The sequence below is a fragment of the Streptomyces malaysiensis subsp. malaysiensis genome (genome assembly GCF_040653035.1).
Taxonomy (GTDB): domain Bacteria; phylum Actinomycetota; class Actinomycetes; order Streptomycetales; family Streptomycetaceae; genus Streptomyces; species Streptomyces malaysiensis.
Map to the genome: position 1 here is coordinate 31,089 of NZ_JBEZNG010000003.1, position 17,642 is coordinate 48,730.

A 17,642-nucleotide genomic window follows, 5' to 3' on the forward strand; every position below is an offset into this window, starting at 1 on the left:
TGAGCGGGCAGGGTTCGTCGCTGAGCGGGTGGGAGGGATGCGGGGAATCTCGCGGGTGCGTGGACGCTGCGCCCTCGACGCCCCTTGTCTTTCCTGATCACCCTGTGAGGCATTCGTCTCGCTATGTGATATTGGGAGGGCACATTCCGGCCGCTCGTTAGACTGAGCCGACCGCATTATTGAGAGCTGCGAGGAGCGCACGTGGGCCTTGTCGTGCAGAAGTACGGAGGCTCCTCCGTTGCCGATGCCGAAGGCATCAAGCGGGTCGCCAAGCGAATCGTGGAAGCCAAGAAGAACGGCCACCAGGTGGTCGTCGTGGTTTCCGCGATGGGCGACACGACGGACGAGCTGATCGATCTCGCCGAGCAGGTATCCCCGATCCCTACTGGCCGTGAATTCGACATGCTGCTGACCGCCGGGGAGCGGATCTCCATGGCCTTGCTGGCGATGGCGATCAAAAACCTCGGTCATGAGGCGCTGTCGTTCACCGGCAGCCAGGCGGGAGTCATCACCGACGCGGTTCACAACAAAGCACGGATCATCGACGTCACGCCGGGCCGTATCCGTGACGCGCTCGAACTCGGCGCGGTCGCGATCGTCGCGGGTTTCCAGGGCGTGTCCCAGAAGAGCAAGGACATCACCACCCTCGGCCGGGGCGGTTCGGACACCACCGCGGTCGCGCTGGCCGCGGCCCTGGACGCCGAGGTATGCGAGATCTACACCGATGTGGACGGCGTGTTCACCGCCGATCCACGGGTGGTGAAGAAGGCTCGCAAGATCAACGAGATTCCGTACGAGGACATGCTGGAGCTGGCCGCGAGCGGCTCCAAGGTGTTGCACCTGCGCTGCGTGGAGTACGCGCGCCGGTACAACATCCCCATCCACGTACGGTCGTCTTTCTCCGGCCACCAGGGCACCTGGGTGCGCAACCGGCCGGAAGCGCGAGAAGGAGAAGAAGGCATGGAGCAGGCGATCATCTCCGGGGTCGCACACGACACGTCCGAGGCCAAGGTCACGGTCGTCGGGGTGCCGGACAAGCCGGGTGAGGCCGCGGCCATCTTCCGTACGATCTCCGACGCCGAGATCAACATCGACATGGTGGTGCAGAACGTCTCCGCCGCGTCGACCGGGCTGACCGACATCTCCTTCACGCTGCCGAAGACCGACGGCCACCGGGCGATGGAGGCGCTGACCAAGGCGAAGGCGCTGATCGGCTTCGACTCGCTGCGCTATGACGACCAGATCGCCAAGATCTCCCTGATCGGTGCCGGAATGCGCACCAACCCGGGGGTCACCGCGACCTTCTTCGAGGCGCTGTCGAACTCCGGGGTCAACATCGAGCTGATCTCGACCTCCGAGATCCGTATCTCGGTCGTCACCCGCGCCGACGATGTGAAGGACGCGGTCGTGGCCGTGCACAGCGCCTTCGGCCTGGACAGCGACAGCGACGAAGCGGTGGTCTACGGAGGTACCGGCCGATGACTCGCCCTGGCGGTGCCGGCGGTGGCGAAAAGCCCACCCTCGCGGTCGTCGGTGCCACCGGCGCGGTCGGCACCGTCATGCTCTCGATCCTCTCGGAGCGCGCCGACATCTGGGGCGAGATCCGGCTGATCGCCTCGCCCCGCTCGGCCGGCCGGAAGCTGACCGTCCGGGGTGAGCAGGTCGAGGTCGTCGCGCTGGGCGAAGAGGCGTTCGAGGGCGTTGACGTCGCGATGTTCGACGTACCGGACGAGGTGTCGGCGCAGTGGGCGCCCATCGCGGCGAGCAAGGGCGCGGTGGCCGTCGACAACTCCGGCGCCTTCCGGATGGACCCCGATGTCCCCCTGGTGGTGCCGGAGGTGAACGCGCACGCGGCCCGTGTCCGCCCGCGCGGCATCATCGCCAACCCCAACTGCACCACCCTGTCGATGATTGTCGCGATGGGCGCGCTGCACGCCGAGTTCGGGCTGAGCGAGCTGATCGTCTCCTCGTACCAGGCGGTCTCCGGTGCGGGCAAGGAAGGCATCGACGCCCTGCGCGAGCAGATCGCGCTGGTCGCCGGTACGGAGCTGGGCACCCACCCCGGGGACGTACGGCGGGCGGTGGGCGACACCGGGCCGTTCCCGGCGCCGATGGCGCTCAATGTGGTGCCGTTCGCCGGTTCGCTCAAGGAGGACGGCTGGTCCTCCGAGGAGCTCAAGGTGCGCAACGAGTCCCGCAAGATCCTGGGGCTGCCGGAGTTGAGGGTCACCGCGACCTGTGTACGGGTGCCCGTGATCACCACGCATTCGCTGGCCGTGCACGCGCGGTTCGAGAACGAGGTGACGGTCGAGGCGGCGCACGAGATCCTGGCGGGCGCCCCCGGTGTGGTGCTGTGCGACAACCCGGCGGAGGGCGAATTCCCCACCCCCGCCGACGCCGTGGGCACCGACCCCACCTGGGTGGGGCGGGTTCGGCGGTCGCTGGACGACCCGAAGGCGCTGGAGCTGTTCGTCTGCGGCGACAACCTCCGCAAGGGCGCGGCGCTGAACACCGCGCAGATCGCGGAGGTCGTCGCGGCCGAGCTGACTGGCGGGGCCGCCGCGAGGTGACGGGGCCCATGGGCAGTCGGCCGACTGTGTAGCGGTCGGACGGCCGTCCAAGGGGGCCGGGCCGCCGGAACGTGAGCGACCGTCTTAAAGTGACGTTTCAGCAGGTGCGTCGTCCGGCAGATGTGAATATCCTGTGCGCGTGTCACCGGCCTGGACCAGCTGAGCTGGGCCGTTGATGTGGTCGACGTATTCGCTCCCCGCCCGCTGCAACCGGCAGCGGGCGGGGAGCGTCTTTCCAGCCGCCCCGCAGTGGGCGCTGGGATAACTGGGGCATTGGGGAAGAGTTGGTGCGCATGGGGGCATTGAACGCATCGTCAAAAGCGATGCTCCGCGCGTACAACCCTGACAGGGGGCGGCGTGTCCAACAGGCGTGGCAGAGGTATTCGGCATCGCGACGGGTCCAGTGCGCGGCGGCGCGGCAGTACGCCCCCCGCGCGCACCAGGTGGCATGCCGGTGATCGCGCCGTGGCCGACGGCCCGCCCCGCGCACATCACAACAGGGCGCGAGGACACTGACGACGCGATGGCAGCGGGCACCACAGTCGATCACCTCACCGAGACCTACCGCGCCCACTACCGGTCGCTCCTCGGTCTCGCCGCGCTCCTCCTCGACGACACCGCGTCCTGCGAGGACGTCGTGCAGGAAGCGTTCATCCGTGTGCACTCGGCGCGCAAGCGAGTCCGGGACCCCGAGAAGACCCTCGCCTATCTGCGGCAGACGGTCGTCAATCTCTCCCGCTCCGCGCTGCGCCGGCGCATCCTCGGGCTGAAGCTGCTCTCCAAGCCGATGCCCGATATGGCCAGTGCCGAGGAGGGGGCGTACGAACAGCTTGAACGGGATCAATTGATCAAGGCGATGAGGGGACTTCAGCGCCGTCAGCGCGAAGTTCTCGTGCTGCGCTACTTCGCCGATATGACCGAGGCCCAGGTGGCCGAGACGCTGGGGATATCGCTCGGCTCGGTCAAGGCGTACGGCTCGCGCGGCATCGCGGCGCTCCGCGTCGCCATGGAGGCTCCGGCATGAACCACATCACACCTACGCCGGGCCCGGGGGATCCCGGTCGGCGGAACGGCGACGGGGCCGATTCCGGAGAGCCAGTGGAGTCCACGGAGCCGATGGAACCGATAGAGCCGTCGGAGCCGATGGAATCGGCAGAGCCGAGGGAGTCCGCGGGATCCGGGGAGTCCGCGGGGTCTGCGGGATCCGAGGAGTCCGCGGGATCCGGGGAGTCCGCGGGGTCTTCGGGATCCGCTAGATCTACGGAGGCCGGTGGGCACACCGGGTCCGCCGGGGCCAGGGGCGCCGCTGACTCCCCCGGGTCCGCGGAGGCCCGGGAGCTCGATGCCTCCACCGGGTCCGCCGAGAGCACGGATGCCGGTGACTCCACCGGGTCCGCCGGGGCCGGACGGTCCGCCGTGTCCGGGCAGGGGCAGGTGACGCCCCTGCGGATTCGGCTGGACGACGACGGGCCCGGCGGTGAGGACGAGGAGTCGCTGCGGCGGCTGCTGCACCGCGCCGTCGATGACCTCGAGCCCGCCCCCGACACCCTCGACCATCTGCGGCGCGCCGTGCCCGCCCGCCGTGCGCGGCGGCGCCAGGCCCTGGTCGGGGCCGCGGCGGCGGTGGTGCTCGGCTGTGCGGCCGTACCGGCGCTGGTGCATGTCGCGACCACCAGCGACGGCGGCAACGACCAGCCGGCCAACGCCTCCAGCAGCCACCGCACCCCTGAGGTCAGCGGCGGCCGGCACGGTGAGGGCAGCGGCGGCAAGGGCTCCGACGGGCCCGCCGACACGGTCGAACAGGACAAGGGCGACAAGGGCAAGGACAAGGGGAAGCACAAGCCGCCGAAGGGCGAGGAGGGCGGCTCCGGGGGCACGGCCCCCGACCCCTCCAACACGCTGAACGCCACCTCCCCCACATGCAGCCGCACCCAGCTCACCAGCGGTGGCGCCGGATCGGTCGGGGCGGCCGACGCGGAGGGGCGGGTCTACGGCTCGTTCCGCGTCGTGAACATCTCGGACCAGTCCTGCACGGTCGAGGGCAGCGGCTCGGTGGGCGCGAGCGCCCAGGGCGGTGCGGACGCCTCGCGGATCCTCGTCGTGGACCATACGGCGGGGGATGCGGCGGCGGGGCTGCCCGACCCCTCCACCCAGCCGGGCACGCTCATCCTCGGGCCCGGCCAGGCGTACGAGGTCAAGTTCGCCTGGATCCCGACGTCGGGCGGCGGCACCAGCGGCTGCTCCACCACCGGCACCCCGACCCCGGATCCGTCCACGGAGTCGGCCCAGGACGGGCCGCAGGACGATCCCACCACGGGCGCCCCGGGCGGCACCCCGGGCGGTGGCGACGGCGGTGAGCCGCCGGACTCGAGCGTCCTGGTCAGCCACACCCCCGAGGCGGGCGACCCGGCCGCGGCGAGCGTGACGATCGGCGGCGCCTGCGCAGGAACGATCTACCGCACCGGTCTGGTGGCGTCCTCCTAGACCGGGCAGCGGCCTCCGCCCTCCCAGAGCCGCGGGCAGCGGCCTCCCCGAGCCGCCTTCCGGTGCCCCGCGCCCGGGAGGCCCTACGGCCGTCCTGGCGCGCCATGGCGGGATCCGGGGGCCGCGACGCGGGGGTCCGTGGGGCGGCCCCGCCGCCGGGGCCGCGACGCGAAGCCCGTACCGTGGGGGTGTGTATCGGTTTCTGCTGACCCCCCGCTGGTGGGTGATCAATGTGTTCACCGTCCTGGCGATCCCGGTCTGTCTCTTCATGGGCAGTTGGCAGCTCAGCCGCTTCGAGACGCGTGTCAACACGCATAACCAGCAGCAGGAAGAGGCGTCGGGCGAGCAGAAGGCCGAGGCCCGGCCGCTGCGCGATCTGCTGCCGGTCACCGCGAAGACCTCCGGGGAGCGGGCGACCGCCACCGGCCGATACGACACCGCACATCAACTCCTCATTCCGGACCGGCGGCTGGACGGCCGCGACGGCTTCTATGTACTGACCCTGCTGCGTGTGGACGGGGGCGCGAACGGAGGCGGCGGCGCCGGGGCCAAGGCGCTCCCCGTCGTCCGTGGCTGGCTCCCCGGCGACGCCGACGACCCGGCGGCCACAGCCAAGGTGCCCGCACCGCCCTCCGGTGAGGTGACCGTCACCGGGGCGCTTCAGGCGTCCGAGCACCAGGGCGGCGACGGGGTGAGCGCGAGCGGTGGCCTCCCCCGCGGTCAGCTGGGCATGATCAGCGCCGCCTCCCTGGTCAACCTGGTGCCGTATCAGGTGTACGACGCCTGGGTGACCTCCTCCCAGGCTCCCGGGGCCCTGAAGCCGGTGCCCCCCACGGCGGCGGAGGGCACCGGGCTCGACATCAAGGCGTTCCAGAACCTGGGCTACACCGGTGAGTGGTTCGTCTTCGCCGGCTTCGTGGTCTTCATGTGGTTCCGGCTGTTCCGCCGCGAGGCCGAGACCGCCCGCGATCTGGCCCTCGGCCTCACACCGCCCGAGCCGACGGCTCCGACGGCGCCGACGGCGCCGGACGCGGACCGGACCCCAGATGACGCTGAGCGAACTCGATCTCCAGGCGCACCTGTTTGATCCGCTCCTGGACGACCAGCGAGCCGTGCCCCGCGTCGTAGCGGTAGACCTCATGCGGGGCGCCGCGCCGCTCGAGCCGCTCCACATAGTTGTCGATCTGCCGTATGGGGCAGCGCGGGTCGTTGACCCCCGCCGAGATGTAGACCGGCGCCCGCACCTGATCCACATAGGTCAGCGGGGACGACGCCTCGAACCGCTCCGGCACCTCCTCCGGGGTGCCGCCCAGCAGGGTGCGGTCCATCGCCTTCAGGGCCTCCATCTCGTCGTGGTAGGCCGTCACATAGTCCGCGACCGGGACCGCGGCCAGCCCCAGCGCCCATGAATCCGGCTGGGTGCCGATCCCCAGCAACGTCAGATAGCCGCCCCAGGAACCGCCGGCCAGCACCAGCCGCTCGGGGTCGGCGAGCCCCGAGGCCACCGCCCACTCCCGTACCGCCGCGATGTCCTCCAGCTCGATCAGCCCGACGCGGTGCTTGAGCGCGTCCGTCCACGCCCGCCCGTAACCGGTGGAGCCGCGGTAGTTGACCCGCACCACGGCGAAGCCGTGGTCCACCCAGGCCGCCGGGCCCGCCGCGAAGGCGTCGCTGTCGTGCCAGGTCGGCCCGCCGTGGATGTCGAAGACCGTCGGGAAGGGGCCCTCGCCGTCGGGCTTCTGCACCAGCGCGTGCACCCGCCCGCCGGGCCCGTCCACCCAGACGTCGGTGACCGCCACCGACTCCGGGGCCGTGAACCCGGGCGGGTCCAGCACCGTCCGCCCGCTCGTGGACCGCACCCGGGGCGGCTTCTGGGCCGATGACCACAGGAACTCCACCGAGCCGTCCGGCCGCGCCGTGGCGCCCGAGATCGTGCCCGCCGGGGTCTCCAGCCGGGTGAGCTCGGCAGCGGCGAGGTCGTACCGCCACAGCTCGCTGCGCGCGTGATGGCTGTGCTCGACCAGCAGCGCCGATCCGTCCGGGAACCAATCCGCCCCGACGTCACCGGGCAGGTCGATCGCCAGCGCGGTCTCCACACCGGTCAGCGGATCCCACACCATGGGCTCCCACCGGCCGCGCCGCTGGTGCCCGACCAGCAGCCGGGTGTCCCTTGCGACGGGCGCGAAGCCCATCACGGACAGGCCCAGCTCCTCGGTGCCGCCCTTGGTGTCGTCCAGCTCCGCGACGGCCGTCCCGTCCAGCCGCAGGACCCGGATCGCCGAGTGCATCGCGTCGCCGTGCTCGGTGTGCTCTATCGCGATCAGCGTCCCGTCATGGGTGAGATCGCCCACTCCGGCGGACTCGCGGTGCCGGTAGATCTCCTCGGTCTCGCCGCCCGGCCGTACCACATGGATGGTCGAGCCGTCCTCGTCGGTGGACCGCCCGACGACCGCCGTGCCGTCGCGGCCTAGCGCGAGCCCCGCGGGGTAGGAGGGGGCCAGACCGGGGGCCGCGGGCTCGTCGGCCGGGCGCTCACCCTCCTCGCCGCCGCGGAACGGCTGACGCAGCCACACCCCGAACTCATCGCCGTCGGTGTCCGAGAACCACCAGATCCACCGGCCGTCCGGCGACAGCACCCCGTCGGTCGTCCCGTTCGGCCGGTCCGTGACCTGTCGCTGTGCGCCGGTCGCCCGGTCCCATGCGTACAGCTCATACGTGCCCGTGGCATTCGAGACGAACAGCGAGTGGTCCGGGGCGTCCTCCGCCCAGTCGGGCAGCCCCACTCGCGGCGCCCGGAAGCGCTTTTCCCAGTCCGGCATGGACTCCGTGCTCTCAGTCATGCCCACCATTCTGCGCCGCACCCCGACATCCGCGCTGGCGTCGTCCCGCGCCTGTGGATAACGTTCCCGACGGGATGGACGGAGGCCGCGCAACCGAGGGGGAGCTGATGGCCGACATAGGCGCGACGGTGGAGACGTACTGGGCAACGGCCCAGGCCAGGGACTGGCGGGCATTCGGCGCCACCCTCGCCGACGACGTCCGCTACGAACTGCCGCAGACCCGCGAGCGGGTGCTCGGCCGGGACGGTGTGATCCGGTTCAACGCCGAGTACGTGGGCGAGTGGAGCCTGGAGGTCGAGCGCGTCGTGGCCGACGGCGAGCAGGCGGTCTCCTGGGTGCGCTACAGCGTGGACGAGGAGGAGACGCAGGCGATCAGCTTCTTCACCGCCTCGGCGGACGGTCGGATCCAGACCATCACCGACTTCTGGCCGACGTCGTACGAGGCGCCGAGCGAGCGCGAGCATCTGGTCGAGCGCTTCTGAGCGCTTCTGCACGCCCCTCCGGGCGGTTCTCCGGGCGCTTGTGGACGTGGCCCCTTCCGGCCCCCTCCTGGCCCCTCTGAGCGTTTCCCGGACGCACCTCCGTCCGGACGGCCTCTCCGGGCGCTTCCGACCGCTTCCGACCGCTCCCGGTCGATCCATCCGGGCAGCGGACCGAGCACTTCCGTCCGTACCCCCGCGCACGCACGCCTCAGGCCGCACCCTGCCGTACGCGATCCCGCCCTGCCCCGGGTCCCTGCCCCCGGTTCCCGCCCCTCCCGCCCCGCTTCCCCGGCCCCTGCCCCCTCCCGTTCACCCCGTCCCTCTCCGGGCCCGGCTACTTCAGCAGTACCGGCAGCTCATCCACGCCGTAGACGATGGAGAGCTTCCGGAACGAGAGCTTCTCCGCCGGTACCGCGAGCCGCATCTCCGGAAACCGCCGTACGAGCGCGGGATAGGCGGCCCGGAGTTCCATCTTGGCCAGTTCGGCGCCGATGCAGCGGTGGATGCCGTATCCGAAGGCCAGATGCGAGGGGGCCTGCCGGTGCGGATCGACCCGCTCCATGTCCGGGCCCAGTTTCTCGTCCCGGTTGGCCCCGCTCAGCGAGCACAGCATCAGATCACCGGCGGATATCCGCGTGCCCGCGATCTCCATGTCCTCGCGTGCGAACCGCGGGAAGGCCACCTGCACCACCGTGAGATAGCGCAGCAGCTCCTCCACGAACGGGTCCACGACATCGTCCTGATCCCGTATCGCGGCGAACTGCTCGGGAGCCTGGAGCAGCACCAGTGTGCCGAGCGCCAGCATGCTCGCGGTCGTCTCCAGACCACCCGTCAGCACACCGTCGGCGAGCCCGGCCAGCTCCTGGTCGTCGAGTTCGTCGCCGTGCTCCTTCACCAGCATGCCGAGCAGTCCGTCACCGGGGGTCTCGCGCTGCTTCCGGACGATTCCGTGCAGATAGGAGAGGGAGTCCGACATCGCGCCGAAGGAGGCGTTCGCCCCGCTGAAGAGGTCGAACCGCGCCGTGCTGTGGCGCTGGAAGTCATCGCGGTCCTCGTACGGCACACCGAGCAGTTCGCAGATGACCAGCGCGGGAATGGGGAGGGCGAACGCCTGCACGAGGTCCACCGGGCCCTCGGCCGCGGCCATCTCGTCGAGGCGCTCCTCCACGATGGAGTGGATGCGCGGGGTGAGCCTGCTGAGCCGCCGCATGGTGAATTCGGGGGTCAGCAGGCGTCGCAGTCTCGTATGCGTCGGTGGATCGCTGAAGCCGAGACCTCCTGGATTCTGCTGCGGGGCGACGCCGATGTTCCGATCCGCGAGATTGGTGAAATCCGAGCTGAACCCCTTCGCCTTTCCGAGTACCGCCTTGGTCTCGTCATATCCAGTGACAAGCCAGGCATTGATGCCGAAAGGCAGCCATATCTTGCTGATGGGTTCTTTTGCCCTGGTTCGGGACAGATCGGGAATGGGGTCGAGTCCATCGCGCCTCAAGGGCGCCAGTGTGGCGTCCGGGAGAAACGACATCTTGGACAAGTCGAAGCCGTTCTTCTGAATTCTCGAAAAGTACTTGCGGCCCAGCCAGGCGACGATGTTTGAGCGGAGATTCGACATGGCGCAATACTGCCCTGCCATGGCCGGGCGGCCGTGCTCCGATGCCGGAGGTGCCCCGGTGTGATACGCCACAACGCATGCGCTCCCTTCCGGGCGGGCGCGCCGGTGGGCGTGAAGGTGGCGCAGACCGCGAAAGCGGAGGAAAGTGTAGATATCGGGCAGGAGGTCCGAGCGATGACGGCTGCCTGCGGGACGTCTGTGGCGCCCCCAGGGACATGAGTGAGGTGAGCGGCCTTGCGGGAGAGGTTCCGTGCTGTCCAGGGCGCACCGTGCTGGGTGAGCCTCATGGCGGCGGATCTGGACCGCGCGCACCACTTCTACGGAGAGCTCCTCGGCTGGGGCTTCCGCCCCACCCGGCAGGGGCACGGCCGTTACACCATCGCGTACACCGAGGGCGGCGTACCGACCGTCGGCATCGGCGCCTCGTCCCCATCGGCGGGAGTGTCCCTCCCGGTCACCTGGACCACGTACTTCGCGGCGGACAGCGCGGACGAGGTGGCCTCGCGCATCCAGGAGCGCGGTGGCACGGTCGCGGTCGGGCCGCTGGAGTTCGGCAGCGGCCGGGTGGCCTGGGCGGCCGACCCGGACGGGGCCAACTTCGGCATCTGGGAGGGCGATCTGACCTCCGCCTGGTGGGGCGAGCGCAGACCCGGCGCGCCCGTATGGCTGGAGCTGCGCACCCGTGACGCCTTCGAGGCGGCGCTCTTCTACGGGCAGGTCTTTGGCTGGGACGCCCAGGAGCGGGAGCGCTGCGACGTCCGCTTCGAACACGACCGGGTGGTCCTCCATATCGACGGTAAGGCGGTCGCGGGGCTGCGCGGCGGCGCCATCGAGGCGGCCCCGGACCCGAACATCCGCCCCCGCTGGCGGGTCTACTTCTGTGTGAAGGACGTCGACGAGGTCGCCGAACGCGCCGCGGAACTCGGCGGCGGCGTCCTCTCCCCGCCGACCGACACCCCCTATGGGCGCATCGCGGGGCTGCGCGACCCGGAGGGCGGGATCTTCAGCGTGGCGGCGGTCAGGAAGGAAGCCGCCGAGGGAACGACTTCCGCGGGCCGAGGCTGAGGAAGAGCACACGGGGCCGTGGGTCGAGCGCCGGGCCTCGACGGCCGCGGGCGGTGCCGCCTACGATTGGAAGTACGGCATCGCGTGTCGGTCACCGGCTGGGTGAGGCATGGAGGTGCCCGTGAGATTGCCTTACGGAGGCATTCCACAGTGTCTGTCGAGTTGAATCACACGATCGTCCATTCTCTGGACAACCACGAATCAGCGGAATTCCTGGCGAATATCCTCGGTCTCGAGGTGGGAGAAGCATGGGGTCCGTTCGTTCCGGTGGAAACCAGTAACGGCGTCACCCTGGACTTCGCCACTATTCCCGGCGAGTCGATCGTCATGCAGCATTACGCGTTCCTCATCTCGGACGAGGAGTTCGACGCGGCCTTCGGGCGGATCCGGGAGCAGGGGGTCACGTACTACGCCGACCCCCATCTGAAGCAGCCGGGCGAGATCAACCACCACTTCGGGGGGCGCGGGCTGTACTTCATGGACCCGGCCGGCCATGGCATGGAGATCATCACTCGCCCGTACGGGAACGAGGAATAGTCCGGGAAGTCCCCGAGCCGGGATGTCCCTGAGCCGGGGAGGCCCTGAATCGGGAAGGCCCTGAGACCACGGGCGGACCCCGGAACAGGGGCGGACCCCGGAACAGGGGCGGACCCCGGAACAGGGGCAGACCCTGAACCACGGGCGGGCCGGGGCGTGTATGCCCCGGCCCGCCTTCGTCGCGGTCATTCCGGTCGGTGGTCCTCGTTCTCCGTCCGCTCCCGGCGCTCTTGCCACTCCCGGACGATCTCGTCGATATCGAAGGGCACGAGATTGAGCGGCGGGCCGGGCGGGGGTCGCCGGATCGCCTCACGGATCTTGTCATTGACCTCCGCGAGGATGTCCCGCACCACCCGCTCCGACGGCGCCTTCTCCACGGCGGCGAGCGCGTCCTCCGCCTCTTTGCGCAGCACGAGTGTCGGCGGCAGAAACGACAGATTCTCGCGGGCCATCTTCTCCTTGACCCACCACAGATCGTCGTAGGGCCTGTCGAGATTGGGGAGGGGCTTTCCCCTTCCCGGAAGGTCGGCGAACGCGCCGCGTTCCTCCGCCTCGCGGATCTGTCGGTCGGCCCACGTTTCGAAGCTGATTCCCGGTGGCTTTCGCTCGGTCATCCTCAGATTCTCCCTCGGATGGCACGGAACGCGCCACAGACCGTTTCGGCCCGCCTGTCAGAGGTGGGAGGAGAGGGCCGGCAGCAGATCCTGGAACGTCCGGCCGGTGGCGGGCACGCCTATGGCCGACATCTGCCAGGCACTGCTCGCCCCGCCCGCGCGATGCACCTTGGCCATGATCTGGGCCGTATAGGGGCCGCCGCCGCTCAGGGTGTAGCGGGCCAGTTCCTGTCCATTGGTCTCGTCGACGAGGCGGCAGAAGGCGTTCTCCACCTCGGCGAAGGTCTGTCCGGAGAAGGAGTTCACCGTGAACAGGATCTGATCGACATGGACCGGAACGCGCTGTAGATCGATCAGGATCGATTCATCGTCGCCGCCCTGACCGGCGCCGCCGACGAGGTTGTCGCCGGTGTGCCGTACGGATCCGTCGTCGCTCGTCAGATGCTGGAAGAAGACGACGTCGACGGCTTCCTTCCCGGCGAAGAGCACGGCCGAGGCGTCCAGGTCGATCTCCTTGGCGGTCAGCCGGGCGAGGAACCCTTTCCGCGGCGCGGCCTTCCAGCCCAGGCCCATGCGCACAGCGGTGAGCTCACCCCCGTCGGATTTGCTCAGGCTGATCCGCTGGCCCTTGGCCAGATTTACGGTCATGTGCTTCCTTTCTCACTCTTCTGACTTATCCGGGACAGGTTGTATGACGTGTGTGACATCTTCAGCCGGTCGCGCAGAAACGGCAGGATGCCGCGGTGGAGAAGGGCCCTGAGCCAGGCGTCGCGGGCTGTGGCCACGGCCGCGTCATCCCGGCGCCTGACGTAGGGCGGGTGCGTAGGTGGATGCGGGTGGGGGCGTGGATGCGGAGGGCGGCGTGGCTGCCGGTGGGGGCGTACGGGCCAGGGGCGTGGGCGCTGGTCGGGGGCCGAGGTGCGGTGGCGTACGGCGGTGACGAGCAGGCAGACCACCCCCGCCGCGAGAGTTACCGCCGCGATCGTCGCGCTGGTCAGCCCGGCGGTCAACAGTGCATCGGACAGCTCGCGTTGGGAGTCGAAGAGCCTCAGCAGCCCGCCGAGGAGCAGAAAGGCCACGGTCGAGGCGCCGGCCAGCGCCGGTGCGAGGACGGCGACCGCCGACAGCGGCCCACCGACGCCTGCCGATGGAGTGGGTGAGGCGGATACGGCAGATGCAACGGGCGCGGTGGACGCGGCCGTCGCCCCGGCGGCGGCACGTTGCCGTAAGTACGCGGCGTATTCGGGCGCGGCGGCCGTCGCGATCGTCTCGCTCTCCAGTAGCGCCTGGGAGCGCAGCCGTTGGATGTCCGCGTCCCCGGGGCTCCCGTCGCGCCGCAGGGCCCCACGGATCTCCGCCGTACGCAGCGCCTGGTGCAGCGCCCGCTCGAAGTCGGGCCGGTCCTCGGCCTGTAACCCGGGTGGGGCGGTCATGTCCGCTTCCTCGAAGAGTCCGAAACGGGGTGAGCGCGCGAGCTATAAGAACCGGCCGCCGGGCCCGCCCAGGGGAAAGGCCGGGCCCGGCGGCCGCAGGAGGGTGTCAGAGATTGACACCGAAGTCGGAGGCGATGCCCGCCAGCCCCGAGGCGTACCCCTGGCCGACCGCGCGGAACTTCCACTCCGCGCCGTTGCGGTAGAGCTCGCCGAAGACCATCGCCGTCTCGGTCGCGGCGTCCTCGCTCAGGTCGTAGCGGGCGAGTTCGACGTTGTCGGCCTGGTTGACCACCCGGATGAAGGCGTTGCGGACCTGGCCGAAGTTCTGGTCCCGGCCGTCCGCGTCATGGATGGAGACCGGGAAGACGATCCTGGCGATCTCGGCGGGCACGGCGGTCAGGTTGACCTTGATGGATTCGTCGTCGCCCTCGCCCTCACCGGTCAGGTTGTCGCCGGTGTGCTCCACGGAGCCGTCGGGGCTGGTGAGGTTGTTGTAGAAGACGAAGTGCCGGTCGGACGCGACCTTACCGGCCTCATCGCACAGCAGGGCGCTCGCGTCGAGGTCGTAGTCGGTGCCGGTCGTCGTCCGCACGTCCCAGCCCAGGCCGACGACGACCGCGCTCAGGCCCGGCGCCTCCTTGCTCAGCGAGACGTTGCCGCCTTTGGACAGGGAAACTCCCACGATCTCCTCCAGGTGCTCGGTGGACCTGAGTCAAAATCTACATCACTGTAGAAGTTGGTGGGGTGGGGGATGGAGCGGTTGGCGCGATCCGAAGGGGCGGCGACGTCGACAATCGGCCCCCTCCGACGCACCACCCCCGACTACACCACCCACCGCCCGTCGGCCACGGGCTCATCGGCCTACGCCGTGGCGAGCGACACCTCGGTCGACTTGATCAGGGCGGTGACGCGGCTGCCCTCCGTGAGCCCGAGCTCCGCCGCTGCGTCCTGGGTGATGGCGGCCGTGAGTTCCTGGCCGCCGCCGATGGAGATCACGACGGTGGCCATGGCGGCCCCGAGAGTGAGGCGGGCGACGGTGCCGGGGAAGCGATTGCGGATGCTCAGCCCCGAGATCTCCCCCGTGGCCAGGGCCACCTCGGTGGCCTTGGCCAGCGCCGTCACCTCGGACCCCTCCCCGATGCCGAGCTCCTTCACGGCGCTCATGGTCACGGCGGCCGTCACCAGCTGCCCTCCGGACAGCCGCCCCTGGACCGTGGCCATGGCCTCGCCCGGTGTCACGGACACGACGGTGGCGGGAAGCTGGTTGCGGATGCTGAGACTCATGGGTGCACCACCCCGGAGGCGGAGGTCGAGGGCCTGATACGCCTCACCCTAGGCACACGATCAAGGATCCGCGCGGCGACGTACGGAAGGCTCCCGGCGGCGACGTACGAGGGCTCCCGGCGGCGCACGCCCATACGGGCCCCGCGCTACGGCTCTCCCGGCGGTGTACGCCGTCATACGATCACCCGAATCCCGTACGGCATCCGGCCGCCCCGCCGCCCACGTACGATCGGACGAATGCGCCCCTCTCCCGCCGATCTCGTTCGCGAATTCCACCTGACCTTCGGCCTCGACGCCCGTACGACCCCCACCGAGGTCTCACCGAAGCTCGCCGCCCACCGTCAGGACCTTCTGGCCGAGGAGTGCGCCGAAGTGGCCGAGGCGAGCGCCGACGGCTCCCTCGACCACCTCGCCCATGAACTGGCCGATGTCGTCTACGTCGCCTATGGCACCGCCCTGGTCCACGGCATCGACCTGGACGAGGTGATCGCCGAGATCCACCGGGCCAATATGAGCAAGCTCGGCCCCGACGGCCTCCCCACCCTCCGCGCCGACGGCAAGGTCCTCAAGGGCGCCCACTACCAGGCCCCCGACATCCCGTCCGTCCTCCGCCGCCAGGGCTGGACCGGCACGGCCGAATAGGCCGCCAGCGCGGGGCCCTGGGCCGCTCCCATGGCCGCGACCTGATCCCCGCGCAACACCGCCCCGGCGCTCGCCATCTACGGCGCCACACCGGCGAGTTGACCCGGTCACTTGCGCGCTCGGCTATCCACCTGAGATGCCTCATCTCAACTCGCGCGGTACAAGCGGCCCCGGGAGTTCGGACTCAGACACACAGACGAAGCAGGGGCCCGGTCTACTCATATGAGTAGACCGGGCCCCTGCTGTTCCTTCAGTCGGGGTGGCGGGATTTGAACCCACGACCTCTTCGTCCCGAACGAAGCGCGCTGCCAAGCTGCGCTACACCCCGAAGCAACGAGCTCTACTTTAGCGGACCTGTGGCCAGAGACGAAATCCGGTTTTCGAGGGTCTCGCAGGTCGGGGCGTTCCGGACGAGCCGGACGGGCGGGGTGGGGTCAGGGGGTCTGGGGGGTCAGGGTGAGGAGGGTGGCTTCCGGGGGGCAGGCGAAGCGGACCGGGGTGTAGCGGTTGGTGCCGCAGCCCGCGGAGACGTGGAGGTAGGAGGTGTGGCCGCCGGCGTGGTGCTCGGAGAGGCCCTTGACCCGGCGGGTGTCGAGGTCGCAGTTGGTGACCAGGGCACCGTAGAAGGGGATGCACAGCTGGCCGCCGTGGGTGTGGCCGGCGAGGATCAGGGGGTAGCGGTCGGCGGTGAAGGCGTCGAGGACACGCAGGTACGGGGCGTGGACCACGGCCAGGGAGAGGTCGGCGCCGGACTCGGGGCCGCCGGCCACCTCGGCGTAGCGGTCGCGCTTGATGTGGGGGTCGTCGAGGCCGGTGAGGGCGATCTCGATGTCCTCCAGCTTCAGTCGGCCGCGGGTGTTCGACAGCCCGACCCAGCCCGCCGCGTCGAAGGCGTCCCGCAGCTCAGTCCACGGGTTGTGGATGGCCCCGACCGCCGGGGCGTTGCCGTTCAGCCCGTGCCGGCCGCTGGCCTTCTCCATCAGATAGCGGGCGGGGTTGCGCAGCTTCGGTCCGTAGTAGTCGTTCGAGCCGAAGACATACGCTCCGGGGAACTCCATCAGCGGGCCCAGCGCGTCCAGGACCTCCGGTACGCCCTCCGGGTCCGAGAGGTTGTCCCCGGTGTTCACCACGAAGTCGGGGCGCAGCCCGGCGAGGGACTGGAGCCAGCGCTGCTTCTTGCGCTGTCCGCTCACCATGTGGATGTCGGAGACCTGGAGGACACGCAGGGGTCGCATCCCGCGCGGGAGCACCGGAACGGTGATCCGCCGGAGCCTGAAGGACCGGACTTCGAAGCCGACGGCGTAGGCGAGGCCGGCCGCGCCGACCGCCGTGATTCCCAGGGGTACTCCGTATCGCGCGCGCATGTCGTCCATGGTCGCAGAACGGGGCCGGGGGAGAAATCTTCGGGTGATTCCCGGCCAGTGCTGGCAGACTCGACGCCATGACCACCACGCTCAAGTCCAGGCTTCAGGCCGATCTCACCGCGGCGATCAAGGCGCGCGACGAGCTGCGTTCCTCGACCCTCCGGCTCACCATCACCGCGATCACGAAGGAAGAGGTCGCGGGCGAGAGCGCCCGTGAGCTGTCCGACGCCGAGGTGGAGAAGATCGTCGCGCGGGAGGCCAAGAAGCGCCGTGAGGCGGCCGAGGCGTTCGAGAAGGGTGGACGCGCGGCGCAGGCCGATCGGGAGCGGGCGGAGGGCGAGGTGCTCGCCGAGTATCTGCCGAAGCCCCTCACGGACGACGAGCTGAACGCCCTGGTGGCCGATGCGGTGCGGGAGGCCGCGGCGGGCGGCGCGGAGGGGCCACGGGCCATGGGCGCCGTGATGAAGATCGTGAACCCGAAGATCGCCGGGCGGGCGGAGGGCGGCCGGGTCGCCGCCGCGGTGAAGCGGCAGCTGGCGGGCGGGTAGCACTCGCGTAAGCGGTGCCTTTGTCGCGTTGTGTCGTCGGCCGCATGCTTTGCGTTCTTGTGCGGTGTACGCCGTAAGGCGCCCATGGCCGCCGTAAGGATGGCGTGCGCACATGTGCGCACAGAAGACATACGCGCACACAGAAGAAGGGGGCCGGACATCCCTGT

At 70.1% G+C, this 17,642-nt stretch carries 18 protein-coding genes and 1 tRNA gene; 10 read left to right on the forward strand and 9 right to left on the reverse strand.

The window, feature by feature from the left end:
• Positions 1–201 precede the first annotated feature (201 nt).
• The 5 genes from AB0E24_RS07235 to AB0E24_RS07255 all read left to right on the forward strand — a co-directional run bounded on the left by AB0E24_RS07235 (position 202) and on the right by AB0E24_RS07255 (position 6,141).
• A complete protein-coding gene (locus AB0E24_RS07235) occupies positions 202–1,482 on the forward strand; it encodes an aspartate kinase (RefSeq protein ID WP_069860998.1) in 1,281 nt (426 codons plus the stop codon).
• Positions 1,479–2,570 (forward strand): aspartate-semialdehyde dehydrogenase, encoded by a 1,092-nt coding sequence (locus AB0E24_RS07240; RefSeq protein ID WP_079258170.1) that lies wholly within the window; start codon positions 1,479–1,481, stop codon positions 2,568–2,570. The genes AB0E24_RS07235 and AB0E24_RS07240 overlap by 4 nt, the downstream gene beginning before the upstream one ends.
• Positions 2,571–3,018: 448 nt before the next feature.
• Positions 3,019–3,594 (forward strand): SigE family RNA polymerase sigma factor, encoded by a 576-nt coding sequence (locus AB0E24_RS07245; RefSeq protein WP_030829843.1) that lies wholly within the window; start codon positions 3,019–3,021, stop codon positions 3,592–3,594.
• 392 nt (positions 3,595–3,986) lie between these two features.
• Positions 3,987–5,054, forward strand: a complete 1,068-nt coding sequence (locus tag AB0E24_RS07250) for a hypothetical protein (protein WP_359375327.1) — start codon at positions 3,987–3,989, stop codon at positions 5,052–5,054.
• A 190-nt stretch (positions 5,055–5,244) separates the two neighbouring features.
• Positions 5,245–6,141, forward strand: coding sequence for an SURF1 family protein (locus AB0E24_RS07255; protein ID WP_359375329.1), 897 nt, complete (start codon positions 5,245–5,247; stop codon positions 6,139–6,141).
• Here AB0E24_RS07255 and AB0E24_RS07260 read toward each other — a convergent pair.
• The gene (locus AB0E24_RS07260; RefSeq protein WP_359375331.1) at positions 6,038–7,903 is read right to left on the reverse strand and encodes a S9 family peptidase; all 1,866 of its coding nucleotides are present in this window, start codon (positions 7,901–7,903) and stop codon (positions 6,038–6,040) included. The two genes, AB0E24_RS07255 and AB0E24_RS07260, sit on opposite strands and share 104 nt — an antisense overlap.
• A 98-nt stretch (positions 7,904–8,001) precedes the next feature.
• Here AB0E24_RS07260 and AB0E24_RS07265 point away from each other — a divergent pair, with 98 nt between their 5' ends.
• Positions 8,002–8,376 carry a nuclear transport factor 2 family protein gene (locus tag AB0E24_RS07265; protein WP_069861392.1) on the forward strand — a complete coding sequence of 125 codons (375 nt, stop codon included), beginning with the start codon at positions 8,002–8,004 and terminating at the stop codon, positions 8,374–8,376.
• A gap of 334 nt (positions 8,377–8,710) precedes the next feature.
• On the opposite strand, the gene AB0E24_RS07270 is transcribed toward AB0E24_RS07265, so the two are convergent.
• On the reverse strand, positions 8,711–9,988 hold the full coding sequence (locus tag AB0E24_RS07270; RefSeq protein ID WP_069860993.1) for a cytochrome P450: 1,278 nt from the start codon (positions 9,986–9,988) through the stop codon (positions 8,711–8,713).
• Between the two features lie 285 nt (positions 9,989–10,273).
• On the opposite strand from AB0E24_RS07270, the gene AB0E24_RS07275 reads away from it, so the two are divergent.
• Positions 10,274–11,053, forward strand: coding sequence for a VOC family protein (locus AB0E24_RS07275; RefSeq protein WP_069860992.1), 780 nt, complete (start codon positions 10,274–10,276; stop codon positions 11,051–11,053).
• Positions 11,054–11,203: 150 nt separating this feature from the next.
• Entirely contained in the window at positions 11,204–11,590 is a 387-nt protein-coding gene (locus AB0E24_RS07280) for a VOC family protein (protein WP_069860991.1), read from the forward strand.
• A 185-nt stretch (positions 11,591–11,775) separates the two neighbouring features.
• Here the strand turns inward: AB0E24_RS07280 and AB0E24_RS07285 are convergent, their stop codons facing one another.
• The 5 genes from AB0E24_RS07285 to AB0E24_RS07305 form a co-directional block, all read right to left on the reverse strand.
• A complete protein-coding gene (locus tag AB0E24_RS07285; RefSeq protein ID WP_100806842.1) occupies positions 11,776–12,204 on the reverse strand; it encodes a DnaJ family domain-containing protein in 429 nt (142 codons plus the stop codon).
• A 57-nt stretch (positions 12,205–12,261) separates the two neighbouring features.
• Positions 12,262–12,852, reverse strand: coding sequence for a TerD family protein (locus AB0E24_RS07290; protein ID WP_069860989.1), 591 nt, complete (start codon positions 12,850–12,852; stop codon positions 12,262–12,264).
• Complete coding sequence (locus AB0E24_RS07295; protein WP_359375335.1) at positions 12,849–13,637, reverse strand: hypothetical protein; 789 nt, start codon at positions 13,635–13,637, stop codon at positions 12,849–12,851. The genes AB0E24_RS07290 and AB0E24_RS07295 overlap by 4 nt, the downstream gene beginning before the upstream one ends.
• A 106-nt stretch (positions 13,638–13,743) precedes the next feature.
• On the reverse strand, positions 13,744–14,319 hold the full coding sequence (locus tag AB0E24_RS07300) for a TerD family protein (protein WP_069860987.1): 576 nt from the start codon (positions 14,317–14,319) through the stop codon (positions 13,744–13,746).
• Between the two features lie 179 nt (positions 14,320–14,498).
• Positions 14,499–14,921, reverse strand: coding sequence for a TOBE domain-containing protein (locus AB0E24_RS07305; RefSeq protein ID WP_069860986.1), 423 nt, complete (start codon positions 14,919–14,921; stop codon positions 14,499–14,501).
• 237 nt (positions 14,922–15,158) lie between these two features.
• On the opposite strand from AB0E24_RS07305, the gene AB0E24_RS07310 reads away from it, so the two are divergent.
• A complete protein-coding gene (locus AB0E24_RS07310; RefSeq protein WP_069860985.1) occupies positions 15,159–15,563 on the forward strand; it encodes a pyrophosphohydrolase domain-containing protein in 405 nt (134 codons plus the stop codon).
• Positions 15,564–15,817: 254 nt separating this feature from the next.
• Here the strand turns inward: AB0E24_RS07310 and AB0E24_RS07315 are convergent.
• A tRNA-Pro gene (locus AB0E24_RS07315) sits at positions 15,818–15,891 on the reverse strand.
• A gap of 106 nt (positions 15,892–15,997) precedes the next feature.
• Complete coding sequence (locus AB0E24_RS07320) at positions 15,998–16,927, reverse strand: metallophosphoesterase (RefSeq protein ID WP_173963266.1); 930 nt, start codon at positions 16,925–16,927, stop codon at positions 15,998–16,000.
• Positions 16,928–17,004: 77 nt separating this feature from the next.
• Between AB0E24_RS07320 and AB0E24_RS07325 the strand changes: the two genes are divergently transcribed.
• Entirely contained in the window at positions 17,005–17,475 is a 471-nt protein-coding gene (locus AB0E24_RS07325; protein WP_069860983.1) for a GatB/YqeY domain-containing protein, read from the forward strand.
• Positions 17,476–17,642: the final 167 nt, after the last annotated feature.